Annotated in this window: 19 protein-coding genes; 5 read left to right on the top strand and 14 right to left on the bottom strand. The window is 59.4% G+C overall.

Translation table 11 applies throughout. From position 1 onward, the window contains the following. Nucleotides 1–771: 771 nt before the first annotated feature. The 4 genes from ACGSLL_RS01060 to ACGSLL_RS01045 are packed head-to-tail and all read right to left on the bottom strand — an operon-like array spanning nt 772 to nt 4,565. Complete coding sequence (locus tag ACGSLL_RS01060; RefSeq protein WP_394502283.1) at nt 772–1,857, bottom strand: polyamine ABC transporter substrate-binding protein; 1,086 nt, start codon at nt 1,855–1,857, stop codon at nt 772–774. Nucleotides 1,858–1,915: 58 nt separating this feature from the next. After that, a complete protein-coding gene (locus ACGSLL_RS01055) occupies nt 1,916–2,260 on the bottom strand; it encodes a cupin domain-containing protein (RefSeq protein WP_394502281.1) in 345 nt (114 codons plus the stop codon). Between the two features lie 30 nt (nt 2,261–2,290). Then, a complete protein-coding gene (locus ACGSLL_RS01050) occupies nt 2,291–3,697 on the bottom strand; it encodes an NAD(P)/FAD-dependent oxidoreductase (RefSeq protein WP_394502279.1) in 1,407 nt (468 codons plus the stop codon). Nucleotides 3,698–3,749: 52 nt separating this feature from the next. Continuing rightward, on the bottom strand, nt 3,750–4,565 hold the full coding sequence (locus tag ACGSLL_RS01045) for a helix-turn-helix domain-containing protein (RefSeq protein ID WP_394502277.1): 816 nt from the start codon (nt 4,563–4,565) through the stop codon (nt 3,750–3,752). Nucleotides 4,566–4,827: 262 nt separating this feature from the next. On the opposite strand from ACGSLL_RS01045, the gene ACGSLL_RS01040 reads away from it, so the two are divergent. Next, a complete protein-coding gene (locus tag ACGSLL_RS01040; protein ID WP_203418104.1) occupies nt 4,828–5,100 on the top strand; it encodes a DUF1652 domain-containing protein in 273 nt (90 codons plus the stop codon). Nucleotides 5,101–5,159: 59 nt separating this feature from the next. Here the strand turns inward: ACGSLL_RS01040 and ACGSLL_RS01035 are convergent, their stop codons facing one another. Next, nucleotides 5,160–7,625, bottom strand: a complete 2,466-nt coding sequence (locus tag ACGSLL_RS01035; protein WP_394502274.1) for a UvrD-helicase domain-containing protein — start codon at nt 7,623–7,625, stop codon at nt 5,160–5,162. Between the two features lie 255 nt (nt 7,626–7,880). Between ACGSLL_RS01035 and ACGSLL_RS01030 the strand changes: the two genes are divergently transcribed. Then, nucleotides 7,881–8,576: a pirin family protein gene (locus ACGSLL_RS01030; RefSeq protein ID WP_394502272.1), complete on the top strand. Its 696-nt coding sequence runs from the start codon at nt 7,881–7,883 to the stop codon at nt 8,574–8,576. 188 nt (nt 8,577–8,764) lie between these two features. On the opposite strand, the gene pgm is transcribed toward ACGSLL_RS01030, so the two are convergent. From pgm to ACGSLL_RS01010, 4 genes are all read right to left on the bottom strand, one after another. Continuing rightward, the gene (gene pgm / locus ACGSLL_RS01025) at nt 8,765–10,411 is read right to left on the bottom strand and encodes a phosphoglucomutase (alpha-D-glucose-1,6-bisphosphate-dependent) (protein ID WP_394502270.1); all 1,647 of its coding nucleotides are present in this window, start codon (nt 10,409–10,411) and stop codon (nt 8,765–8,767) included. A 105-nt stretch (nt 10,412–10,516) separates the two neighbouring features. Beyond that, nucleotides 10,517–11,917: an aminotransferase-like domain-containing protein gene (locus ACGSLL_RS01020; protein ID WP_394503065.1), complete on the bottom strand. Its 1,401-nt coding sequence runs from the start codon at nt 11,915–11,917 to the stop codon at nt 10,517–10,519. A 49-nt stretch (nt 11,918–11,966) separates the two neighbouring features. Further along, nucleotides 11,967–13,433 (bottom strand): hypothetical protein, encoded by a 1,467-nt coding sequence (locus tag ACGSLL_RS01015; RefSeq protein WP_394502268.1) that lies wholly within the window; start codon nt 13,431–13,433, stop codon nt 11,967–11,969. A gap of 551 nt (nt 13,434–13,984) precedes the next feature. Next, nucleotides 13,985–15,007, bottom strand: a complete 1,023-nt coding sequence (locus tag ACGSLL_RS01010; RefSeq protein WP_394502266.1) for a zinc-dependent alcohol dehydrogenase family protein — start codon at nt 15,005–15,007, stop codon at nt 13,985–13,987. 270 nt (nt 15,008–15,277) lie between these two features. Between ACGSLL_RS01010 and ACGSLL_RS01005 the strand changes: the two genes are divergently transcribed. Next, nucleotides 15,278–16,192, top strand: coding sequence for a LysR family transcriptional regulator (locus ACGSLL_RS01005; RefSeq protein WP_090283491.1), 915 nt, complete (start codon nt 15,278–15,280; stop codon nt 16,190–16,192). A gap of 111 nt (nt 16,193–16,303) precedes the next feature. Here ACGSLL_RS01005 and ACGSLL_RS01000 read toward each other — a convergent pair whose 3' ends face one another. After that, nucleotides 16,304–17,554, bottom strand: a complete 1,251-nt coding sequence (locus ACGSLL_RS01000; RefSeq protein WP_394502263.1) for an MFS transporter — start codon at nt 17,552–17,554, stop codon at nt 16,304–16,306. Nucleotides 17,555–17,656: 102 nt separating this feature from the next. Here ACGSLL_RS01000 and ACGSLL_RS00995 point away from each other — a divergent pair, with 102 nt between their 5' ends. Next, complete coding sequence (locus tag ACGSLL_RS00995; protein WP_394502261.1) at nt 17,657–18,625, top strand: AraC family transcriptional regulator; 969 nt, start codon at nt 17,657–17,659, stop codon at nt 18,623–18,625. Nucleotides 18,626–18,659: 34 nt separating this feature from the next. Here the strand turns inward: ACGSLL_RS00995 and ACGSLL_RS00990 are convergent, their stop codons facing one another. Genes ACGSLL_RS00990 through ACGSLL_RS00980 form a run of 3 tightly spaced genes read right to left on the bottom strand, consistent with a single transcriptional unit; the run spans nt 18,660 to nt 22,204 of the window. Further along, a complete protein-coding gene (locus tag ACGSLL_RS00990) occupies nt 18,660–19,895 on the bottom strand; it encodes an MFS transporter (RefSeq protein ID WP_394502259.1) in 1,236 nt (411 codons plus the stop codon). A gap of 42 nt (nt 19,896–19,937) precedes the next feature. Next, nucleotides 19,938–21,041 (bottom strand): sugar phosphate isomerase/epimerase family protein, encoded by a 1,104-nt coding sequence (locus tag ACGSLL_RS00985; RefSeq protein ID WP_394502257.1) that lies wholly within the window; start codon nt 21,039–21,041, stop codon nt 19,938–19,940. Then, a complete protein-coding gene (locus ACGSLL_RS00980) occupies nt 21,038–22,204 on the bottom strand; it encodes a Gfo/Idh/MocA family protein (RefSeq protein WP_394502255.1) in 1,167 nt (388 codons plus the stop codon). The genes ACGSLL_RS00985 and ACGSLL_RS00980 overlap by 4 nt, the downstream gene beginning before the upstream one ends. Nucleotides 22,205–22,382: 178 nt before the next feature. Here ACGSLL_RS00980 and ACGSLL_RS00975 point away from each other — a divergent pair, with 178 nt between their 5' ends. Then, nucleotides 22,383–23,390, top strand: coding sequence for a LacI family DNA-binding transcriptional regulator (locus tag ACGSLL_RS00975; RefSeq protein ID WP_394502252.1), 1,008 nt, complete (start codon nt 22,383–22,385; stop codon nt 23,388–23,390). 33 nt (nt 23,391–23,423) lie between these two features. On the opposite strand, the gene ACGSLL_RS00970 is transcribed toward ACGSLL_RS00975, so the two are convergent. Then, the gene (locus ACGSLL_RS00970) at nt 23,424–24,185 is read right to left on the bottom strand and encodes an SDR family oxidoreductase (protein WP_394502250.1); all 762 of its coding nucleotides are present in this window, start codon (nt 24,183–24,185) and stop codon (nt 23,424–23,426) included. Between the last annotated feature and the right edge of the window lie 18 nt (nt 24,186–24,203).

Below are 24,203 nucleotides of genomic sequence, written 5' to 3'. Positions count from 1 at the left end.
AACATGGCACGCAAAGGTTGAAGATTGTTTGAAGTTGCTAAGCGAGTGCGAAATCGTCTGACGATTTTCTATTTAAATATTAAATATCGGTAAGTTTGATTTTGTTAGGTGCGTCGCACTTTTTAATGCGGCGATATTGGATTGATATCAAATAATATTGGGAGTGAAAACCTTTAAAGCGGCGCTCCCCCGAAAAGCCCCTCACCCTAGCCCTCTCCTGGAGGGAGAGGGAACCGACCGGGGTGGATGTGAGATCTACGCCGACGGGATACCGAGTCGCACGCGATTTTCAAAGCCAAAGCAGATCGGCTCCCTCTCCAGGGGGAGAGGGCTGGGGTGAGGGGAAACTCCACCACAAATCCAAAGCCAACCACCCGCTTCTAACCACTCAACAATGAGCGCCAGCTCGAGTGCCCTTGATCTTGCCTAACCAGCGACATCGGAAGGCTGAGTAGAGGGATTGATCCGGGCGTGGGAGCGCAGCGACCGTCTGGCGCAGCCAGACACAGCGGAAGGAGGTGCAGCGAAGCAAACCGTAGCCGCTGCGCCCGGAGCGATCCCGGAGCGAAGGAACCCGAGCCTGCGAGGGCCGAACGCAGGAGCAAAGCCTTTTGGTTCCTTTTTGCTGGGCCGGCACTCCGGCGTCTGAAAAAGGGACTCGCCGTAAGGGCGAAACCGCCAGCCGCAACACCCAAGCAAACGGATATTCACCCAAAACCCCAGGAACCTGGTCGGCCCAGAGGCCGCCAAGTCCAAAGCCCAAAAAGAAGCTCAACTCCCCGTACGAATCTTGTTCCAAACACGCGTCCGCACCCGGTCAATATTCAAAGGCATCGCCTCCAGCGCAAACAGCTTACCCATCATCTCAGGGCTCGGATAAACCTTCGTATCGTTCCTGATCGCCGGATCAATCAAGCCATCCGCCTGCTCATTACCATTGGCGTAATGCACATAATTACTGATCCCCGCCATCACCTCAGGGCGCAACAGATAATTCATGAACGCATACCCGGCCTTCTCATCCGGCGCATCAGCCGGCATGGCCACCATGTCAAACCAGATCGCCGCGCCCTCCTTGGGAATCGCATAGCCAATCTCGACACCATTCTTCGCCTCTTTCGCCCGGTTCTCCGCCTGCAAAATGTCCCCGGAGAACCCCACCGCCACGCAAATATCGCCATTGGCCAGATCACTGGTGTATTTCGACGAATGGAAATAGCTCACATACGGCCGAACTTTCATCAACAGCGCTTCGGCTTTTTTATAGTCCTCGGGATTCTTGCTGTGGTGCGGCAAGCCCAGATAATTCAGCGCCGCCGGCAGCAATTCCGGCCCATTGTCGAGAATTGCTACCCCGCACTTCTGCAGTTTCTGCATGTTCTCGGGCTTGAAGATCAGGTCCCAGGAATCCACCGGTGCGTTGTCACCCAACACCGCCTTGACCTTGGCGATGTTGTAACCGATGCCGGTGCTGCCCCACAGATACGGAAAACCGTGTTCGTTGCCCGGGTCATTGGTCTGCAGCGCCTTGAGCAGCACCGGGTTGAGGTTCTTCCAGTTCGGCAACTGGCTCTTGTCGAGTTTCTTCAGCGCCCCGCCCTGGATCTGCCGAGCCATGAAATGGTTCGACGGAAACACCACGTCGTAACCGGATTTACCGGTCATCAACTTGCCGTCCAAGGTTTCGTTGCTGTCGTAGACGTCGTACGTGACGCCGATGCCCATGGCTTTTTCGAAGTTTTTGGTGGTATCCGGCGCGATGTAGTCGGACCAGTTGTAAACCTTGACCGTTTCCGCGGCCTGAGCAAGGGAAACGGCGAGCATCAGCGGTGCCAGAGCGAGGGTCTTGCGGATCATGGATCGATTCCTGTGTGGGTTGTCTTTCTTGTTGGCAGGCAATCAAAGGATCAAATAATCAGAAAATCAGCACGTAGCTCTTGCGCACGGTTTCCTGGATATCCCAGATACCGAGCGTGTTGGCCGGCAACATCAGTGCGTCGCCACCTTGTATGTGCAGGGTTTCGCCACCGCCGTCGGGGGTGAACGTGCAGCGTCCGGAAATGAAATGGCAGAACTCCTGCGCGGTGATCTGCCGCCGCCAGCGCCCGGGGGTGCATTCCCAGACGCCGGTTTCGACGCCATCGTCGCGCTCGACGCTGGTGGTCGAGGCCACCGCGACCGGCTCGCCGAGGGGCACGGCCACCGGGCTGGATTCATCGAGTTGTAAAGTGGCGGTATTCTTGAACTGGGTGATGCTCATGGGCTTACCTGTTTGTGGAAATGACGACGTTCAATGCATGAAACCTTCCATGAAACCGGCGACCCGGCTGGCGAGTTTGCGTCGCCACGGCGCAGTCGCAGGGTTCGCCAGAGTCTGGTCTTCGTGGACGAAGCTTTTGATGATCGCGTTGTAGCCGAGCCAGCGGCACGGTTCCGGCTCCCAGGCGCGCAAGGCATGAATGCCGCCATCCGCCAGCACCCAGGGTTGCTGCACCAGTTCGCTGTCGCGCTCAAGAATCAGATCAGCCAGAGTCCGGCCGCCGAGATTGCTGGCACCGACGCCCTCCCCGCCATAACCACCCGACAGCGCGATGCCGTTGGCAAGGTCGCATAGCATGTGCGGTTTGAAGTGCCGCGACATACCGAGATTGCCGCCCCAGGCGTGGGTGATCTGCACGTTTTTCAGCTGAGGGAACAATTCGCCGAACAGATAGCGCCGCAGCTCGACTTCATCGCGGCTCAGATCAAAGTTGTGGCGCAGCTTGCCGGCAAACTGGTAACCGCCGCGCGCGCCGAAGATCAAACGGTTATCGGCGCTGCGCTGGCCATAGGTAACCTGACGGCTGAACTCGCTGAAGGCCTGACCGCGATTGAGGCCGATTTCGTCCCAGGTTGCCTGGGACAGCGGCTCAGTGGCGACGATCAGGCTTTGCACCGGCAACTGATAACGGCCCAGCGGTGGCAACGTTACCGAATAGCCCTCGACGGCCGGCACGATCCAGCGGCTGCGCACACTGGCCTTGGCCGTGCGCAAACTGCCGGACTGCCATTGAGTGACCGGGCTGTTTTCGTAGATATTCACGCCCATGGCCTGCACGGTACGCGCCAGCCCCCGCACCAGTTTCGCCGGGTGAATGGTCGCTACATGAGGCGCGTAAATGCCGCCGTATGGCTTGGCGATGCGGATCTGCTGCGCCAGTTGTTCCGGGCTGAGCCAACGGTAATCGTCGTCAGTCAGGCCTTGGGCGCGGAGTTTTGCCAGATAATCGCGCAGGTTCGCTTCTTGCTCCGGATAACGTGCCGCGCAGTACAGCACCCCGCCCTTGCGATAATCACAGTCAATACCCTCTCGTTCGAGGACGATTTCTACCTCATCGGGAATACTGTGCAGCAGATCGAATGACGCACGACGCTGCTCTGGCGACAGTCCGGCGAGCAAGCGATCCTCGCCGAGCAGGTTGCCCATCAGCCAGCCGCCATTGCGCCCGGATGCGCCAAAACCGGCGGTTTGCGCTTCGACAATCGCAATGTCGAGGCCCGGTGCGTGTTTTTTCAGGTAATAGGCCGTCCACAGCCCGGTATAGCCGGCGCCGATAATCGCCACATCGACATCCAGGTCTCGCTCAAGCTCGGGCCGCGCGGTTAGCGACTCGTCGAGCTGGTCCATCCACAAACTGATCGTGCGCCACGCCGGCATGCCAGACTCCGCCACTGAAAATCTTCGATGGCGTCGATCCTAGTGGCACTGCTCAACCCATGTCTTGCGCGCGTGCCCGCAAAGAAATTTGCTTGACGTAGGCCTTGGGCGACTGGCCGGTGTGCTGGCGAAAACAGCTGTAAAACGCTGACAACGAATTGAAACCGGCGGCGAACGCCAGCTCATCGATACGCAGCGGCGGCACCGCGCTGTCGAGTGAGCGCAGCAAATGTTGCAAGCGCGCCTGATTGACGTAGCGGTAGAAGCTTTGCCCCAGCACTTGATTGAGCAGGTAGGAAATCTGGTTGCGGCTGTAGCCGCACTCCTTTGCCACCCGCTGCAGGTCGAGTTCGGGATCGAGGTACGGCTGCTGCTTTTCGAAGTATTGCTGCAGGTCTTCGGCCATGAAGCTCAACTGGCGCGGCGACAGGCCCAGGCGACTCGCTGCCGGCCGCTGACTCGCCGAGGCAGTACCAGCCGTTTGCGTGCGCACCAGCGAGGCGTATTCGTTGACCCGCCAGATCAGCCCATCCCTGACCGTGATCGCCTCGCTCGAGCGGAACGACACCAGGCCATCACCACCGCGTAAGGTCACTTCGTATTGAATGAACGCAGTGTTGCCATCGACGCGAATGCGGTCGCAATGCTCAAGCAGTTCGTCGGATTCTCGCGGCATGCTGACCCGCACGTACTCACGCAATTCATCAAGGCCAAGCACGCGGTTCTGGAAAAAATCGTTGTACTGGATGTCCGGGTGATACAGCGCCATGACGCTGTCCAGATCACGATGTTTCCAGCTCAAGTGGTAGCGCATGACCACAGCCGCCGTGGCCTGGGTCTGATCGGGGCCGTCGTCATCGGTTTGCATGGAAGGCTCGAAAAAAAGAACCGAGCTTGCCCAAGATCGGCAGGTGCGGCAACGAAAAATCAGTGATGGCCATTTGGTAACTTCTCTGGGCGACGTGATCCACATCAAAATAATCGCTGCAATCGCCAAATGGACTGAAAATTCTCACGAGAATTTCACAACTCGATGCTACTTTTAATAACTGTCACCGGTTGAGCCAATGAAGGCTCTTCCCACCTAACATGAGCAAAAGGAAGCGCTCGATGAAGAAGGCGGGCAACACATGAATAAAGGGTTTAGCAAAGTCACGTTCCCCAATGCATGCCAGCTGATGCGCTGGCATTTTCATCCCATGGGTTTCGAAGCAACGATGGACGCGCCAGGCAGCATGGTTGCCCGTCTGTTCGATCGCGCCAGTGGGGAAACCATGATTGCCATCGCCGGTATTCCCTGCGCGACGGTCATGAATGCGGCAGACGTGGAACGAATCATCGAGGCCGTGGAGGATGAGCTGGAAGCTTTCATTCCTCCAGAGTCTCTCAGGAGTTACGCCTAGCCCATTGATATAAAAAGAAAAAAGCCCGCAGTGTGCGGGCTTTTTTGTGTTCAGATGGTTTATCTGGTTTTGCGATGATCAACAAAGAACGGCTTGTTGCTGGCGACCCGATCGGACGCCCGTGGCATGTTCACCGCTTGCCCTTCCTGGGGCTCAACGTACCAATAGCAATGGCTGACAGCACGGGTGATACCGACATAGGCAAGGCGCAGGATTTCGTCCTTTTGCGCGTTGTCATAGGGATCGCTGTCGCCCGCTTTACCGAGGCCGGCCATGCGGTAAACCTGATTCTTGTACGGCGAGCTGGTCAGGTGCTGGCAATCGCCGAGCAGGAACACCGCATCGGCCTGCAAGCCTTTGGCGCTGTGGTAGGTCAGTTGTTTCAGACGCCGAGCCTCATAGGGCAAGCTCGAATCCACATTAACTACGGCCTGAATATGTTCTGCTATCAATGACTTATCGCCGCTTTTTCGATAAAGCATCAAGATCGAATGGCCTTGGCGATAGTGCTCGGACAAGCGCTCGGCCAGTGCCTGATCGTCTCGTTCGAGAACGTTGACCGCTTGCAACGGCTTGGGCGCACCGCTGGCCCTGGCCTTTTTGCCCGGGATGGCCGGCGCCGCGCGAACGATATGTTCGGCGGCATCGATGATGTGTTGGTGGCTGCGGTAATTGTCGCTGAGCATCACACGCGTCGTGCTCGGCGACGGGAATTCCTTGTCGAACGCCATGAAGTAACTCGGCGAACTGCCGCGCCAGCCGTAGATCGACTGCCAGTCATCGCCAACACACAGCAACGATGATCGCTGCGCGCCGCGCCCGACATGCATGGCCGGGCCTCGGCTGCGAATTTCTGCGAGGCTTGCGCGTATCCACGAGACGATTTGCGGCGAAACGTCCTGAAATTCGTCAATCATCAGGTGCGACAGCGGCCGAAGCAGCTCATCGCTCAACAGCTTGAGGTTTTCCGGCGAATGCTCGCTGAACAAGGCGAACATCCGGTTGTAGGTCATGACCGGTGGTTTCTGATCAAGCAGATGGTCCTCGAAAGCACGCCAGAACAGGCTCAGCGCTTCGAAGAAAAACCGGTCCGGGTCGTCCTTGGCGAAACTCATGCGACTGACGGCGTCAGGCACATCCAGCCCCAGGTTCTCGATAAACCCGGCCGCAGCGACAAAACAATCGAGCAGCGGCGCGGAAGCCAGCTCGCCCTTGACCTTGTATTCGAAGCCCGGCCCGGCGCTGGCATCACCCCCCAAGGTTGCCAAAACGCGCCTTGACGATTCGTAACTATCAATCCAGATCAATGGCTTACGGCAGAAAGCTTGAAACAGGGTGCGCTTTACCGCCCACTCTGCGCGCACGCTGAGTTTGGCGTTTGGCCGGCAAAGCTGCGGATTTTCGCGCTGATCGAAACCCAGTACCACCCACGCGTCCAGGCTCGGGATGTAGCCGTGACTGTGGAATTTCGCACCATTGATCTCGAACGTCTGCCGATTCGGCTCGATGCCTTTGATCGGCCACGCACCGGCGCGAAACCACAGATCCTCGATCACATCGCAGAGTTCTTCATCACGCCGCGACGCCAGTTCCGTTACCGCTACGCGTTTCTGTACGTCCGGGTGATCACGCTCAAGCTCTTTCAACTGCAAACCGGCGCGGGATAACGGCTGAATCAGCTGACAGAAACGCTCGTCTTCGTTAAACAAGCGGTGATAGCAGGCATTGAGCTGCTGGCGCTGCGCGTCATTGATGCGCAAGTCAAACGGGTTGCTGTCGACCTCTTCGGCAGCGCCCTGCGCTCTGTCACTGAGATTCTCGAAAGCCTGTAAACGCTCGAAACCCGGCAAGCTCCGCACCATTGGCAGAATGCGCGAATGGAAGGTACGCACCAGTTCACGAGCCTGGCGCAGATTCACTGGCAAATCCCAGAGTGCGAACACTTCAATCAGTTTGTTGATGAAATCCTTGCGTGACTCGCGGGTGAAGGTCACCACCGTCATTGAGTCCAGCTCGAAACCCAGATAGTGCTTTAGCAGAAGAATACGCAGCACCAGCGTGGTCGACTTACCCGCACCGGCCCCGGCGACCACCGAGGTCGACGGCGTTTCGCTGAAGATCATCTTCCATTGCGCGGCGCTCGGCTGCGCGTGGGCAGGCAGCAGGCGGGCGACATCGGCTTTCATGCGTTTTTTCAGTTCGGCCGTCAGCGGCAGTCGCCAATCGTCGAACAAATGATTGTCGACGCTGGGCGGGCGGTGCTCGGTGTTGCGGCTGTCGCGAATCAGCAGCACCTGCCGGCCTTCCTCTAGCCCTTCGAGCTTGCCTTGTTTAAAGCCGTAATCGACACCGGCGGTGTGCCCGCTGCGAAAGCCATCCGCCTGCCCGTGCAACCAGGACGCACGGTGCTGCGCGCGCAAACGGGTCAAGCCATGGCCGAAAAAACGCGCCGCGAGGCGTTTGAACCAGGGCATCTCGGCCAATGGACGAAGTTCGGGAGGGAGATCGGGGGTGTGTTGCGCCACGCAGACGGCTCCAGTGTGTGAGGCTAAGGCGGCTATGGTGGCCGGATTCGCCGCGCGTTTCTAGCGAAATGCTTATGGGTCATCGGTTTAGACGATGAAATGAAAGTCGGGTGAGATGTTTTTGTTTTTCTTTACATCAAGTAATTCGATGGTAATGGCGCATTTTTTACGCTTTTTATCGATAGTTAACGGGTAGATGATCGCCGTCATAAACCACCGGTTTCGCCCTGTGCCGAACCTATTGCGGAGACGATCATGCTTGAACTCAGACCTTTCAATTCGCTGGGCGCAGCCAATCACGGCTGGCTCGACGCCCACCATCATTTCTCGTTCGCCGAGTATTACGACCCGCAACGCATGAACTGGGGCAACCTGCGCGTGTGGAATGACGATGTGATCGCCGCCGGCAGCGGTTTTCCGCAGCATCCGCACCGCGACATGGAAATCATCACCTATGTGCGTGAAGGTGCGATCACTCACCAGGACAACCTGGGCAACAAGGGCCGCACCGAAGCCGGCGATGTACAGGTGATGAGCGCTGGCACCGGCATTGCGCACAGTGAATACAATCTGGAGACCCAGGACACGCGGATCTTCCAGATCTGGATTCTGCCGACTGAAACCGGTGCGCCGCCCTCCTGGGGAGCCAAACCGTTTCCGAAAGGCCAGCGTGAAGGGTTTGTAACCTTGGCCAGCGGCAAGGACGGCGATAATCAGAGCCTGCGAATCCGCGCCGATGCGCGTCTGGTTGCAGCGAATCTCAAAGCCGGCGAAACCGCGGAATACCGTCTGGATGAAGGGCGCCGCGCGTATCTCGTCCCGGCTACCGGTGTGATTGAAGTCAACGGCTTGCGTGCACAAGCTCGAGACGGCGTTGCGGTTGCGCAGGAGCAAGTGCTGACGGTGACTGCAGTTGAAGACAGTGAAATCGTGCTGGTGGATCTGGCCTGAGGCCTCCATTGCAACCCCTTGTGGGAGCGAGCCTGCTCGCGATGGCGTAGTTGCAGTCGATGAGTTCGTTCGCTGATACGCCGCATTCGCGAGCAGGCTCGCTCCCACAGGGAATGCTGGTTGCTGTTTGAAATGAAAAAGCCCCCGCCATCGTGAGATGACGGGGGCTTTTTGTCATCGTTCAAGCATCAACGGCTGGAAATAGCCCCATCCACCAATGCCTGCGCTTCAACCACCAGTTGTTTGAGGTGGTCATCACCGATAAAGCTCTCGGCGTAGATCTTGTAAATGTCTTCAGTGCCCGACGGCCGTGCGGCGAACCAGCCGTTCTCGGTCATCACCTTCAGACCGCCGATCGCCTGATCGTTACCCGGCGCGTGGCTGAGAATGCTCTGGATTTTCTCACCGGCCAATTCGGTCGAGGTCACTTGCTCCGGCGACAGCTTGCTCAGCAGCGCCTTCTGCTCCGGATTGGCCTTGGCATCGACGCGCACCGAGAACGGCTCGCCCAACTCATCGGTCAGCGCCTTGTACGCCTGGCTCGGATCGCGCCCGGTTCGCGCGGTCATTTCGGCGGCAAGCAGGGCCGGAATCAGACCATCCTTGTCGGTGCTCCAGACGCCGCCGTCCTTGCGCAGGAACGACGCACCCGCACTTTCTTCGCCGCCAAAACCCAGCGAGCCATCGAACAGGCCTTCAGCGAACCATTTGAAACCGACCGGGACTTCGTACAGACGACGGCCCAGACGTTTGGCGACGCGGTCGATCAAGCCGCTGCTGACCACGGTTTTACCCACGGCGGCATCCGCACGCCATTGCGGACGATTCTGAAACAGATAATCGATGGAAACCGCCAGATAGCTGTTCGGTGCCAGCAAACCTCCCGACGGTGTGACGATACCGTGGCGGTCATGATCCGGGTCGCAGGCAAACGCAACGTCAAAGCGCTCTTTCAGGCCGATCAGGCCTTGCATCGCGTGGCTGGAGGACGGGTCCATGCGAATCTGCCCATCCCAGTCGACGGTCATGAAACGGAACGTCGCATCGACTTCCTTGTTGACCACTTGCAGATCCAGACGGTAATGCTCGGCAATCGCCGACCAGTAGCGCACCCCTGCTCCACCCAGCGGATCAACACCCAGACGCAGTTTGGCGTCACGGATGGCGTCGAAATCGATCACATTGATCAGGTCGGCAACGTAGGTGTTGACGTAGTCATGACGATGGGTGGTGCTGGCCTTGAGCGCCTGCTCGTAGCTGATGCGTTTCACACCTGCCAGTTTGTTGACCAACAATTCGTTGGCCTTGGCTTCGATCCACTTGGTGATGTGGGTATCAGCCGGCCCGCCATTGGTAGGGTTGTATTTGTAACCACCGCTTTGAGGCGGGTTGTGCGACGGCGTGATAACGATGCCGTCTGCCAGGCCCGAGGTGCGGCCACGGTTGTAGCAGAGAATGGCGTGGGAAATGGCCGGTGTCGGCGTGTATTCATCACCTTCGGCGATCATCACCGTGACACCGTTGGCTGCCAGGACTTCCAGCGCGCTGGCACCGGCCGGGGTCGACAGCGCATGCGTGTCGATGCCGACGAACAATGGCCCGGTAATACCTTGCGCTTCGCGGTACAGGCAAATGGCCTGGCTGATCGCCAGAACGTGCCACTCGTTGAAACTCAGGTCGAACGAGCTGCCCCGGTGTCCGGAAGTACCGAACGCCACACGCTGAGTGGAAATCGACGCGTCGGGCTGTCCGGTGTAGTAAGCCGTTACCAGTCGCGGGATATCGACCAACAGTTCTGCCGGTGCCGGTTTGCCCGCAAAAGGACTGAGTGTCATGCAAAACCTCTGAAATGGAGTGATTCAGGAATAGAGCGCAGTTTACTGGCAGTTTGACCGTCGTGCGACGGGATCTATCCGGAACTCTTCCGATGTTTTTTAACGTTACTCAGCGGGCGCCAGGCGCAAGGCATCCCCCAGCAATCCGACCACACTGGCCAGATCACGCTCACCATGACTCAGTGAACTCAAACGCAGGTTTTGCCTGTGCAACCCCTGCAAGCTGAACAATTCGCCCGGCGCAACCACGATCTGCTGTCTGAGCAGCCGCTGGAAAACCTGAGCCATGTTGACCGGTCGCAACGAGCGCACCCACACGGTCGCGCCGCCTTCAGGCTCGACGACGTGCACGGCATCGCCCAGGCGATCATGCAACAATGCAATCAACGGCGTGCGACGCTCTTTGAGCATTCTTCGCAATACCGACAGATGCTGGTCCAGTCGACCGCCACCCAGCAGTCTGGCAATGGCTTTCTGGCGGATCGGTGACAAGCGGAACGCGCGCAACAGAAAGTGCCGCTGCAACTCATGGCGCCAATGCCGCGACAACAGAAAACCGAACGGTGCTTCTGCGCCGATGAATTTTTCGAACGTCGAGAACACCAGCAACCGTTCAGGATCCAGCCAATCGCGCAAGGGCTGTGCACCTTCACCATCATGCAGTTCGCTGTAGCAATCGTTTTCCAGCACCCAGGTGCCATGCAATGCCAATAAATGCGCAATCGCCTGCTGGTTACTCAACGGTCGCAGACTGCCGCACGGCATATTCAATGCAGAAGACACCAGCATCAAGCGCACCGATTCGTGCTTTAGCAGCGACTCGAGCCGTTGCGGGTCCACCTGCCCTCCGCCCAGCAGCGGCAATTCGATGACGTGCACCTGCGCCGCTTCCAGCAGACGCAGGATCACCCAGTCGCATGGCGATTCAACCACCACGGTGGCACCGCGCAATTCCAGCACCGAAATCAGAATCTCCAGCACCCCGCGCAAGTCCGCGCCGATATAGACGTCATCCGCTCGCCAGTAATTGGCCGTGGATGTGGTGTATCGCGCGGCCAATACGGTGCGCAACTCCCGCTCGCCGCAGGGTTGAACCAGCGCAGGTGCTTGCCGTGGATACTGGCGCAGCAACTCGCGTTCCAGCATCAGTAACGGACTGTCCAGTGGCTGCAATGATGCCGGGTCGTCGGCGCTCAGCACGCACATGCCCGGGCGTCTGGCGTTGACGTACACCGTTTCCAGCAGATCATGGCTGCCATCAAGCGAATCCATATCGTGAAGCGCCTGAGCGTAATATCCGGACTTGGCGATCGAGTAGACACGCCCCTCCTTTTCCAGCAGCGAATAGGCGTACTGCACCGTCGAGATTGATACGCTTAGTCGCTCTGCCAGTTGCCGCAGCGAAGGCAAGCGCACGGGAGGCCCCTTTCCAGCCTCGTCTATCAACAAGGTCAGATACCGATAAACCGCCTGATAAACGAAGTCATTGTCCCTCGACGCTTTCACAATCCCGTATCCGTGGGCATCCATTCATCTCCAGACGAGGCGTTCATCATCAGCCTTTCGCCGATCGGTCTATCGGCGGCTGTGCTGCGGCGCAATGGTCGTCGAGGCCGGGCGACTCGGCCGGGCCTGGTGCAGACAGACAAACCGGCCCCATGGCATAGAGACGCACGATCAACCTGAGCGGCAGCCCGCTGACATCGGTCATCCACTTCACGACCTGCTCGGGGGCATGCAGGCCTTGCATCGCCCGGTGCAGGTCCGGAATCGCCACCAGCATGCCAGGGTGACAATGGCGCAGGAACGCCTCCAGGCCAGCGCCGCCGTCGATGAACGGGGCAAACAGCAGGCATGTCAGTTGTATCTGGTTCAAATCGAAGCTGGCTGACAAAGCCCCTTCCGCCTGCGCGCCCAATTGATCGAACTCGCGCAAATTGCCGAAACTGGCCAGCATTTGCTCGCACACGGATTCGGGTACCTGTTTTTGCCGCATCGTCAGCAAACTGCTTGTCAGGTAATCGCCGACTCCCGCCTCGTAGGTCCGCCCTTCGATGAATTGCGCCTGCAAACCGCGCAAATGAGCCACCACTACGGGTTCTGCGTGTTCATCGTCGGTTTGATAGAGCGTCATGTCGTCCGCCTGAAAACCGAGGAAATCACTGAGCAATGGCCAGCGTTCCTCAAGCTTGCCGACAATCATGTCGTTGATATGAATGAAACTGGTGCGCCGACAGGCTTCAAATTGGCCTTCCGGACGCCAGACCACCCGCTCGTCCTCCGGATAGAATTCACGGTAATAATCGCCACCCAGCGCATCAAGCAAAGGGAAAAGTCTGTCGAAGCCGACATTGCTCACCTGCGGCCCGGCGATGCCAGCCTTTTGAACAGCACGGTCCAGCCCGTCCAGAAAATGCTGCTGACGGCGCGCCGATTCGCTGCCGATCATTGCGTCCACGCCGTGATTCCAGCGCGCGACCTGGCCATAGAACTCGGCGGTAGCGAGGTAGGCGTCATCCCACAAATGCAGCGGTTCGTCCCGGTTGCGGCGATGCCCGAGCAATAACAGGTTGAGGCGATTGGCTTCGCGGCCTGCATCGCTGACCGGCGACTGATGATCAAACGGCACGACTTCCCGATGGTCCACCATCACCAGTTCGACTCGCGGATCGTCATACAGAAACAAGGCACTGTAGCTGCGATGCATGTTCTGCAGTGACGTCTGGTTATTGCCGTTCCAGCGCAGATTGGCGACTCGCAGTTGAAATGTCGCCGGCGCCCGACTCGCAATGCTCAACTGTGCCGCGCGCAGCAACGCCAGCGTGTAACAACTGTCCCGCGACCCGGACTGGTTCACCAATACCTTGAAATGACCAATGTTCTCCATGCCGCCCGCGGCCACCGCCAGCCGCTGGATCAACAGCTGCAGGGCCGTGCGTTCGGCACGGGAAAAAAAGCTCAGCAACCGTTGCAACACTTGCTGATAGACATAGTTCATTGCTTGATCATGGATCGTGCTCATCGGTATTTACCCGGAATCGAAAGTTTCATGCCGCGCTCACGCAGACAGCCGTGACGCGACAATTCATCAATAAGTAATAGACGCTCAAATGCTAACACTTACAACTTTGAAGTTATTTGAAACACTTGAGCTGGCAAAACCCTGAGGATCGCCTTTTTTTGGCCTCAAAGCCCTGTATTTGCTGGGTTATTTCCATTAACCATTCGTCCTAGGAAATTTCCCACAGCGTCCGAAGGCAAGTGAGTACAAGAAAAAGAGAAGCGGTTTCCGAATCGTCTTACAGCAATTAAACAAAAGTTGCCGCTATCAACAGTTTCAACCGTTAGATGTCGCGCAGGACAAATAGAATGCACAGCCATGGCTCATTCCTTGAGATGAAAGTAATCATTCAATTATCAGGGCTTATATGGCGATTAGAAGATACAGATCGAGAGCAAAAACCAGTTCAGTTGTAGAAAAGGCATGCGGATGCCGCTTCAACAAATGGGGTTTTCGCAAGGAAGACTAAACGCAGAGGAGTCCGTGGGACCACGGACTCCGAGGGGCAGGGTTTATGCCGGTTCGACTTGCAGGGCGACCCGTTCGCGGCACGGACATTCGTCCATGTAGCGATGTGCTTCGACAAACTCGTTGAACGCGAATACACGGGTTTTCAGCGGCAGCAGTACGCGGTCAGCGGTGAGCTGGTTGATGTCACGCAGTGCACGTTGCAGGGCGACGTGGTCCTGGGTGATGCCCAGCTCGGGCTTGCCAGTGAAATTGCCGATGCAATGGACGAAGAACTGGATGTTCTTCTGAAATGCCGCACAGGCCGGGAACGGCGTCTGATTGCCGCCCTGCAAGCCATACAGCACCAGGCTGCCACGCGGTGCCAGCACATCGCCGAGCAGCGACATCTGCGGGCCACCCAGCCCGTCGAACACGACATCGACGCCACGGTTGTCGGTGATCTTGTTGACTCGCATCAACAGATCTTCCTCTTCCGTGACGATGACTTTCTCTGCACCAAGGGACAGCAGATACTCGCGTTCCCCGGCTTCCTTGGTCGCGGCAATCACCCGCACACCCAGCGCCTTGCCCAACTGGACAAATGACGGGCCGGCGCAATGACTGGCATCGGTGACCAGGGCGAATTGCCCCGGCTTGACCCGCGCCAGATCGGCGTAAGCAAAGTAGGCGATCAGCAGCGGCGTGTAATGCACGCTGGCTTCGATCGGGCTGAGGACGTCCGGATAACGGGTCAGCGCGGTACGCGGCAGCACAATCGACTCGCCATAAACCGGATAGTCGTTGGGGCTTTCAGCCGGGAAACTGGCGACCTTGTCGCCAACGGACAGGTCCTCGACGTCGGCACCGACTGCGGTGACCACACCGGCCATTTCATGGCCAAGGCCCGATGGCAGACGTGCCTGGGACGAAGCCAGGTTCTGACGCCAGAGGGTGTCATACCAGCTGATGCCGATGGCTTCGACACGCACCTGCACTTCGCCAGGACCTGGCTGAGCGGCCGCATGCTCTTCGCATTTGAGCACCTCGGCCGGACCAAACTTGTGAAAACGGATCGTGCGGGACATCGCAAACCTCGTCAAAGTAACCTCTAATGCCATGAACTCTATCTGGGCTTTCGGCCCAAGACCATCAGTGGCTATTAATAGTCGACATGCCTGTCATTGATTCCGCAACTGGGGCGGCATTGGCAACAATCAGCAAAAAAGCGCTGCCGCCGTCTGGTAAAAGCTGAATTTTCCGGTGCAGAGTACCAGCCTTTCCCCGTAAGATTCATGCCGGCCATTGTTCTCATATGGCCGCTCTCGTCAAGCTTGATGACTCTGCCAGGACTCCAGATGAATCGTAATGACCTGCGTCGTGTCGACCTGAACCTGTTGATCGTATTCGAAACATTGATGCACGAACGCAGTGTGACCCGGGCGGCAGAAAAGCTCTTTCTCGGACAACCGGCGATCAGCGCGGCGCTGTCACGCCTGCGCAGCCTGTTCGACGACCCGCTGTTCGTGCGCACCGGGCGCAGCATGGAACCGTCTGCCCGCGCGGTGGAAATCTTCGCCCTGCTCTCGCCCGCCCTCGACTCGATTTCCACCGCCGTCAGCCGCGCGGCGGAGTTCGACCCGGCCACCAGCACCTCGGTATTTCGCATCGGCTTGTCCGACGACGTCGAATTCGCCCTGCTGCCGATGCTGCTCAAGCGCCTGCGCGCCGAAGCACCGGGCATCGTGCTGGTGGTGCGCCGGGTCAACTACATCCTGATGCCCGGCCTGCTGGCCTCCGGCGAAATCTCGATCGGCGTCAGCTACACCACCGACCTTCCGGCCAACGCCAAGCGCAAAGTCCTGCGCCGTAGCGCCCCCAAACTGCTGCGCGCCGACACCGTACCCGGCCCGCTGAGCCTAGACGATTATTGCGCGCGCCCGCATGCGCTGGTGTCGTTTGCCGGCGACCTCAGCGGCTTTGTCGACGAAGAACTGGAAAAACTCGACCGCAAACGCCACGTGGTGCTGGCCGTGCCGCAATTCAATGGCCTGGGGACGCTGCTGGCGGGCACGGACATCGTCGCGACCGTGCCGGATTACACCGCAGATGCGTTGACGGCTGCTGGCGGACTGCGCGCCGAAGACCCGCCGTTGCCGACGCGCACGTTTGAACTGCACATGGCCTGGCGGGGGTCGCAGGATAATGACCCGGGTGAGCGTTGGTTGAGGTCGCGGATTCAGATGTTCTTCGGCGATCCGGACAGTCTTTAAGCGTCGCCGGACAGCCCGTTCAGCTGACCATTTTTCCAACCATTCCAGCGCATTACCGATACCTGCTGCGCGCAACGATTTGCGGCGAATCGAGGCGGTGGGAAAACCGGATCAAAGGTGCAACGCCGGTTTGGGCGGGTGAACGCCATGGCTAGAGGGAACGCGAACACGCAGGGCAATCAGCAACGCGGCCAGCAGCATCAGCACGGCCGCCGCTACGAACACGCCTGCGCTGCCACCGAGGCTGAACATCGCCCCACCTGCGGCGGCGCCCGTGGCGATGGCTGACTGCACGGAGGCCACTACCATGCCTCCGGCGCTTTCCGCCTGATCGGGTACCGCGCTGGCGACCCAGTTCGACCACGCCACCGGCACACCACCAAAGGCCAAGCCCCAGACTGCCAGCAGCGCCGCCTGCGCCGGCACCGAGGCCGGCAGCAGCACCAACGCCAGTGCTGCAACACCGACCAGCGCGGGCATCAGCACCAGAGTGGCCAACGGGTGGTGCTCCAGCAGCCTGCCGGCTAACAACGTGCCGACGAAGTTCGCCACACCGAACCCCAGCAGCATCAGTGACAGCCCTTGCGAACCGATCCCGGTAGTCCCTTCAAGGAATGGCCGAACATAGGTAAACATCGCGAAGTGTCCGCTGTGCACCAGCACACAACCGAACATCCCCATGGCGATGCCTGGGCGCAGCAACACCTCGAAAACGGTGCGAAGCCTTGCTGGCCGCCGCGGCGCGAGTTTCGGCAGCGTGAATGACTGGAAAGCCAGGGTCACCATGCCTACCGCCGCCGCTGCAAAGAACGCGCTGCGCCAGCCATACAACCCGCCCAGATAGCTGCCCAGCGGCACTGCCACTACTGTGCCGATGGCGATGCCGCTGAAAATGATCGACAGCGCCCGCGGCAACAAGGCACTCGGCACCAAGCGCATCGCTACTGCCGCCGCCATGCTCCAGAACCCGCCAAGCGCAATGCCCAGCAAGATGCGCATCACTAACAGCACCGCGAAGCTTGAGGAAACGGCGACCAACAGATTGGAAGCGACCATCAACAGGGAGAAACCCAACAACACCCAACGTCGGTCGATGCCGCGGGTCAGACCAGGCACCAACAAGCCAGCGAACAGCGCCACCACGGCTGTCACCGTTACTGCCTGCCCCGCCAGCGCTTCGGACACGCCCAGCTCGGTCGCCATCAGCGTCAACAAGCTGGCCGGAAGGTATTCAGCGGTCAGTAATCCGAACACCCCCATTGCCAACGAGAAGACAGCCATCCACGCGGGTGCTGCTGGCTCTACGTCAGCGCTGACGCCGCAATGGCGGTCGGACGCGGTGTTACATACACAGTCAGTCATTGTTTGGATCTCCCAATCTTCATTTCGAGCCGCAGTCTAGGCGTCGAAAACTGGATGATCTATGATCCTGAGTCTCTGCTTTTTGACCGAAACACCTGAACGATGCCTGCAGATCAATTTGCTCTCTCCTCGGACCTCATCAACGAACTGTTGCGCAGCATGCGCCTGCGTGGCGTTGACTACCGGCGTATCCAGACGGGCTCAATCTTCGGTTTGGGCTTTGCGGAAAAACCAGGGCACGCCTGGTTCCACTTCATGGCCGTCGGCAATGCGGTGCTGCGAATGGACGACGGCAGCACCTATGCGCTGTCTGCCGGCAACGCGGTGTTCATCTCCCATGGCGTAGCCCATCGACTGTTTTCCCATCCGGATGCGCCTGTCCAGGACATCGATCATCTGGACGGTGCGCCCTTGGGTGACGCCGTCCGCGCGGTAGACACCGGAACCGATGCCAGCCCTGCCCCGAGCACTATTTTGTTCAGTGCTTGTATGGAGTTTGAACTGGGCAGTATCCATGGCCTTGGCAGGCTGATGCCGGGCTTGATGCTGATTGACGCCGGCGGCCAGCGCTACCCCGGGCTGGTGCCGATCCTGACCACCATGGAACGCGAGGTCAGCGCCGCACGCGTTGGCTACGCCGGTATCCTCGCGCGTTTGGCCGACGTGGTAGCCGCCATGGTCGTTCGCGGCTGGGTGGAGTGCGCCTGCGGGAATGCTTCTGGCCTGGTCGCCGCCTTGCGCGACCCCCGCTTGGCCGGTGCACTGCTTGCGCTCCATCAACAACCGGGCCGCGACTGGACTGTTGCGCAGTTGGCAGAACACTGCAATACCTCACGCTCGGCCTTCGCGGACCGCTTCCAGACAACCATTGGCATGGCCCCGCTGCGCTATGTCACCGAACTGCGAATGCGGCTCGCAAGCCAATGGCTGACCCTCGAGAGGCTACCGATTGAAGAGGTAGCGCAGCGTTTGGGCTATACCTCCCAGGCCGCGTTCAGTCGTGCATTCAAACGCATTACAGGCGAGACGCCTGGATTGAGTCGCAAGGTCAGGCAAGCCGAACGCAGCTAGTCGATGGCCGAGGCGAACAGGCGCAGGTCCCCGCTCAAGCCTTGGCAGGCACCATCCCGGACTTGCGAGCGTCACGAAAGGCAAACAAAAACACCAACACCACGCCCAGTGAAAAGAACGCCGGAAACAACCAGATGCTCTGCCACTGATGCCCTTCAGGTGTGGCGTAATAATCGGAGACATGCCCCGCGACCCAGAAGCCGATCAGCATGCCAACGCCGTAGGTCGCCAGGGTGATCAGGCCCTGGGCCGAGCTTCTGAAGCGCTCAGGGGTTTTGGCGTCGGTGTAGATCTGCCCGGAGACGAAGAAAAAGTCGTAGCAGATACCGTGCAGGGCGATACCGGTGAACAGCATGAAGGCCAGGTCGGCGTTGTTGCCGTAGGCGAACAACACGTAGCGCAAGGCCCATGCCAGCATGCCCATCAATAACGCGATCTTGATGCCGAAGCGGTGAATGAACAGCGGCAACAGGAGCATGAACAGCACTTCGGACACCTGCCCGATGGCCATCTTCGCGGTGGGGTTGGTCATGCCGATGTCCGCCAGAAACGGATTGGCATTCTGGTAATAGAACGCCAGCGGGATGCAGATCAGGATCGAGGCGATGAAAAACACCAGGTAGCTGCGGTCTTTCAACAGGCCCAGGGCGTCGAGGCCAAGTAGCTGTTTGACGCCAGTTCGGGCGTTCTCGGTTTTCAACGGTGCGGTACGCGGCAGCGTGAAGCTGTAGACGCCCAGCACCAGAGAGGCCAGCGCCGCCATCAGGAAGGTGTTGCGCAGGCCGCCCGACGCGATCGCGGCTTTCGAGTCCCAGGCGAAGACAAAACTGATCACCACACCGGCAACGATCCAGCCCACGGTGCCCCACACACGAATGCGCGAGAATTCCAGCGCCGGGTCGCGCATCTGCCGAAAGGCAACCGAGTTGACCAATGCCAGCGTCGGCATGTAGATCATCATGTAGGCGAGTACGTAGGGATAGAACGCGGCAAAATCCGCCGCCCGGTAAAGCTGATAAAGCAACACCGCGCCCAGCAGATGCAACACCGCCAGAATGCGTTCGGCATTGAAGAAACGGTCAGCGATCAGACCGATCACGAACGGGGCAATGATCGCGCCCCAGGATTGGGTCGAGAACGCCATGCCGATCTGGCTGCCGCTGGCGCCCAGTTGGCTGGAAAGAAAAGTGCCCAGGGTGACGAACCAGCCACCCCAGATAAAGAACTGCAGAAACATCATGGCGCTCAGGCGCGCGGTCATCCAGGTCATCACAGTCACCGTCTTGTTTTTATTGGAAGCAGCGGGTGAAACTCAGGCGTCGGGCAAGCCCAGCAAGCGCCTGTTGGAAGCCGCGTCGCTGGCCACGCTGACGAAATCGTCAAAGGCCTTTTGGCTTCGGGTAATCATGTGCTCGCGGATGAATGCAGCACCCTCCGCAGCGCCTTGCGCCGAGTCTTTCAGGCAGCACTCCCACTCCAGCACGGCCCAGCCGCTGAATCCGTATTGAGTCAGCTTGCTGAAAATCGACTTGAAGTCGATCTGCCCGTCACCCAGCGAACGGAAGCGTCCGGGACGCTCGACCCAGCCCTGATAACCGCCATAGACACCGGAACGTGCATCCGGACGGAATTCCGCGTCCTTGACGTGGAACATGCGGATACGCGAGTGATAACGGTCAATGAAGCCCAGGTAGTCCATCTGTTGCAGCAACAAGTGGCTGGGGTCGTAGAGGATCGCGGCGCGGGGATGATGATCGACGGCTTCAAGGAAACGCTCGAACGAGGCGCCGTCGTGCAGGTCTTCACCGGGGTGAATTTCGTAGCACAGGTCGACACCGGCCTCGTCGAAACAGTCAAGGATCGGCAACCAGCGCTTGGCCAGTTCGGCAAACCCTTGCTCGACCAGACCGCTTGGGCGCTGCGGCCACGGGTACATGTAGGGCCAGAGCAGAGCCCCGGAAAACGTGGCGTGTGCGGTCAGGCCCAGTCGCTGGCTGGCCCGCGCCGCCAGTTTCAATTGCTCGATGGCCCACTCGGTGCGCGCCTGAGGCTGGCCGCGCAAATGAGCCGGCGCAAAATCATCGAACAGCGCATCGAACGCCGGGTGAACCGCCACCAATTGCCCTTGCAGGTGCGTCGACAGTTCACTGATTTCCACGCCGGCGTGGGCGCACACGGCTTTCAATTCATCGCAATAGCTCTGGCTTTCAGCCGCGCGTTGCAGATCGATAAAGCGTGTGCCCAGCGTCGGCAGTTGAATGGCGCTGTAGCCTTGGGACGCCGCCCATTGCGCGATATTGGCCAGGGTGTCGAATGGCGCTTCATCACCGATGAACTGCGCCAGAAAGATCCCCGGGCCGCGCAGGCCTTGGGAAACCGCAGCAGTCGCGGACACAGCGGATGGTTGCGGTTTCATACGTTGCACTCCAAAGGCGTCCATTTGGCATCGCTGTGGTGACTGGCAATGGCTGTTTCGATAAACGCCATGCCGCGCAGGCCCACTTCGATCCCCGGCACGCCAGGCGCGGTATTTTTAGCGCCACCTGTGCGAATGGCCGTGGCAAAGTCGCCGTAGAGATTGGCCATCGCTTCCAGATAACCTTCGGGATGCCCGGCGGGCAGGCGCATACGTTGGGTCGCGGCCGCGCACAACCACGGCTGCCCGGTGCCGGAACGCAGGGTGCGCATCGGTTGCTCGAGTGAGCGATGAATCAAGCTGTTGGGCTGTTCCTGACGCCATTCGAGGCCGCCCTTGTCACCGTAGACTCGAATGCTCAGGGGGTTCTCTTCGCCCGCACAGACCTGACTGGCGATCAGCACCCCGCTGGCCCCTTGTGCCGTCTTGAAGAGCATGGCGGCATCGTCATCCAACTGACGGCCCTCGACGTGCACACCGAGGTTGGCACACAGGTGGGTGATGGTTTGATCAGCCACAAACTCGGCGAGGGAAAAGGCGTGGGTGCCGATATCGGCGATGCAGCCGCCCGCACCGGACAACGCTGGCTGCCCGCGCCACTCGGCCTGCCTGTTGCCCTGCCCGGCTACATCCTGGCTGAGCCAGCCCTGGGGATATTCCACCAGCACCTTGCGTACGTTTCCGATGACGCCGTTGCGCACCATGTCCCGTGCTTGCCAGACCATCGGGTAACCCAGATAGGTATGCGCCAGGCCGTACAGTCCGGCGCTGTTGTTCAACCGGGTTCTGAGGTCCTGCAGTTCAGCCAGGCTCAACGCAGCGGGTTTCTCGCTGAACACATGAAAACCTGCAGCCAGTGCTTCGCTGGCCACCGGCGCGTGCAGATGATTGGGCGTCACGATTACCAGCAACTCCATGCGCTGCTCAGCCGGTAGCGCACGCTCGGCTTCCAGCATCAATTGCCATGTGCTGTAACAGCGCGACTGAGGCAGGCCCAAGCGGTTGCCGGTACGCAGGTTGTTCTGTGCGTCGCGACTGAACGCTCCGCACACCAACTCAAAGCGGCCATCGAGCCCCGCGGCCTGATGATGCGCTTGAGCGATAAACGAGCCCTCTCCGCCACCGACAAAGCCCATTCTTATTTTAGGAATCACTGTGTTCATTGCTGACCTTCTCTGTCCGGCGCGGCTGGAAGCCATTAGGATGTAACCGGTTACATTTGAGCAGGAATTTAGGCGCTCGGGCCTGAGCTGTCAAACTGATCATCACGCTCGCAAGGATTCAAGCGCAGGCAGACCTGCTGTAAGCTCGCCCGACGTTCAGTTCACACATGAGGTGGTTTTGTCCAATATCCGTGAAGTCGCGCGGCTCGCTGGCGTTTCGGTCGCCACCGTATCGCGCACCCTGAAATCGCCCGAGCGTGTGCGCCAGGCCACCCGAGACATCGTCAATGCCGCCGTCGAGCAAGCGGGTTATCGCCCCAACCTGATGGCCGTGCAGTTCCGCTCACGGCGCACCGGTAACCTCGTGATTCTGGTTCCAAAGATTGCCAACAGCTTTTTTGCCCGGGTGATCAGCGGCGCGCAATCGGCTGCCCAGGCCGCCGGTTATCGACTGCTGTTGTGCGATACCCAGGGTCGCGAAGAGATCGAGCGTGAGTTCGCCGAACTGGTCTACGCGCATCAGGCTGACGGTGTGATCCAGTTGCGCGCCTATGACCCCTTCCCGACCGGCAGCGCTGAGCCGCCACCGATGGTCAACGCCTGTGAAGTCATCCAGGGTGGACGCCATCCCACCATCAGCCTCGACAATCATGCCGCGGCCAAGGCCATGACTGAACACTTGATCGGTCTGGGCCATCGGCGGATTGGCCTGATCAAAGGCCCTCAACACAGCCCCCTTACCCAAGCGCGGGTAGCGGGTTATCAGGCGGCGCTGGCCAAGGCAGGCATCCCCAGCGACCCGGCGATCATCTGCCACGGCGATTTCAGCTTGCGCGCCGGCTACGACGGCGCCGCCGCCCTGCTGACGCTAAGCGATCGCCCTACCGCGCTGTTTTGTGAAAATGATGAGATGGCCATTGGCGCGCTCAAGCGCATCAAGGAAGCCGGCCTGCGGGTGCCCGAAGATATCTCGGTGGTGGGATTCGATGATATTCCGTTGGCGCATTACTGTGATCCCCCCCTGACCACCATTGCCCAGCCCGCCGAAGGTTTTGGCCGCAAGGCTGTGGAGATGTTGATCAATCTGATCGAGAAAAAGATCAAACCTGAGCAGCACGTGATCCTGCCGTTTGAGCTGACGATACGTGAGAGTTCGGCTGCGCCTTCAGTCCGTCAGCTCGGCTGAGTTTCAAAGCCGATACAGCTTCAGCCGTCTGAATCACTTCCCACCGGTCACATCCAGAAAGGTACCAGTGACAAACGATGCCTCGGCGCTCGCCAGCCAAAGAATGGCCCGCGCAACCTCCTCCGGTTGCCCGCCTCGGCCCATGGGAATCGAGTCCTTGACGCGATCGACTCGTCCCGGTTCGCCGCCGCTGGCGTGCATGTCGGTGTAGATGTGGCCGGGGCGGATGCAGTTGACGCGTATGCCTTCGCGGGCGACTTCCTTGGCCAGGCCGATGGTGAAGGTTTCCAGTGCGCCTTTCGACGCGGCGTAGTCGACGTATTCATTGGGGCTGCCGAGACGCGCCGATGCCGAAGACACATTGATCACCACGCCGCCCGGGCCGTTATGCCGGTGCGACATGCGCTTGATGGCCTGTTGGGCGCACAGGATCGGGCCGATGGCGTTGACCGCAAAAATGCGTTGCATCCGCGCGAAGTCGAGGTCTTCGAGACGCGATTGCCTGGCCAGCATCCCGGCATTGTTGACCAGCACGTCGATGCGTCCGAACGTGCGGTCGATGGCCGCGAACAATTCGGCGACCTGTTCAGGATCGGCACTGTCGGCGCGCACCGCCAACCCCCTGCGCCCCGCGGCTTGCACATCCGCAATCACCGCCCGCGCCGCGGACTCGTTGGCCACGTAGCTGATGGCGACGTCATAGCCTTGCGCGGCAGCGAGTCGGGCCGTGGCGGCGCCCACTCCGCGGCTGCCACCGGTGATCAGAATCAAGGGTGCCTGCGAGACTTCACTCATGAACCTGACTCCTGATTG

The organism is Pseudomonas retamae, assembly GCF_043496865.1.
Lineage (GTDB): Bacteria > Pseudomonadota > Gammaproteobacteria > Pseudomonadales > Pseudomonadaceae > Aquipseudomonas > Aquipseudomonas retamae.
Note: the sequence above shows the minus strand (reverse complement) of the source record. Positions and strands in the feature narration are given on the sequence as shown.

What these genes read in the sequence shown, in the direction of transcription:
- ACGSLL_RS01050 (WP_394502279.1), bottom strand. Translation starts at nt 3,697, where the DNA reads ATGCCGGCGTGGCGCACGATCAGTTTGTGGATGGACCAGCTCGACGAG.
- pgm (WP_394502270.1), bottom strand. Translation starts at nt 10,411, where the DNA reads ATGACACTCAGTCCTTTTGCGGGCAAACCGGCACCGGCAGAACTGTTG.
- ACGSLL_RS01045 (WP_394502277.1), bottom strand. Translation starts at nt 4,565, where the DNA reads ATGCAAACCGATGACGACGGCCCCGATCAGACCCAGGCCACGGCGGCT.
- ACGSLL_RS01030 (WP_394502272.1), top strand. Translation starts at nt 7,881, where the DNA reads ATGCTTGAACTCAGACCTTTCAATTCGCTGGGCGCAGCCAATCACGGC.
- ACGSLL_RS01040 (WP_203418104.1), top strand. Translation starts at nt 4,828, where the DNA reads ATGAATAAAGGGTTTAGCAAAGTCACGTTCCCCAATGCATGCCAGCTG.
- ACGSLL_RS01010 (WP_394502266.1), bottom strand. Translation starts at nt 15,007, where the DNA reads ATGTCCCGCACGATCCGTTTTCACAAGTTTGGTCCGGCCGAGGTGCTC.
- ACGSLL_RS00980 (WP_394502255.1), bottom strand. Translation starts at nt 22,204, where the DNA reads ATGAACACAGTGATTCCTAAAATAAGAATGGGCTTTGTCGGTGGCGGA.
- ACGSLL_RS01005 (WP_090283491.1), top strand. Translation starts at nt 15,278, where the DNA reads ATGAATCGTAATGACCTGCGTCGTGTCGACCTGAACCTGTTGATCGTA.
- ACGSLL_RS00985 (WP_394502257.1), bottom strand. Translation starts at nt 21,041, where the DNA reads ATGAAACCGCAACCATCCGCTGTGTCCGCGACTGCTGCGGTTTCCCAA.
- ACGSLL_RS00990 (WP_394502259.1), bottom strand. Translation starts at nt 19,895, where the DNA reads ATGACCTGGATGACCGCGCGCCTGAGCGCCATGATGTTTCTGCAGTTC.
- ACGSLL_RS01060 (WP_394502283.1), bottom strand. Translation starts at nt 1,857, where the DNA reads ATGATCCGCAAGACCCTCGCTCTGGCACCGCTGATGCTCGCCGTTTCC.
- ACGSLL_RS00970 (WP_394502250.1), bottom strand. Translation starts at nt 24,185, where the DNA reads ATGAGTGAAGTCTCGCAGGCACCCTTGATTCTGATCACCGGTGGCAGC.
- ACGSLL_RS01055 (WP_394502281.1), bottom strand. Translation starts at nt 2,260, where the DNA reads ATGAGCATCACCCAGTTCAAGAATACCGCCACTTTACAACTCGATGAA.
- ACGSLL_RS01000 (WP_394502263.1), bottom strand. Translation starts at nt 17,554, where the DNA reads ATGACTGACTGTGTATGTAACACCGCGTCCGACCGCCATTGCGGCGTC.
- ACGSLL_RS01015 (WP_394502268.1), bottom strand. Translation starts at nt 13,433, where the DNA reads ATGAGCACGATCCATGATCAAGCAATGAACTATGTCTATCAGCAAGTG.
- ACGSLL_RS00995 (WP_394502261.1), top strand. Translation starts at nt 17,657, where the DNA reads ATGCCTGCAGATCAATTTGCTCTCTCCTCGGACCTCATCAACGAACTG.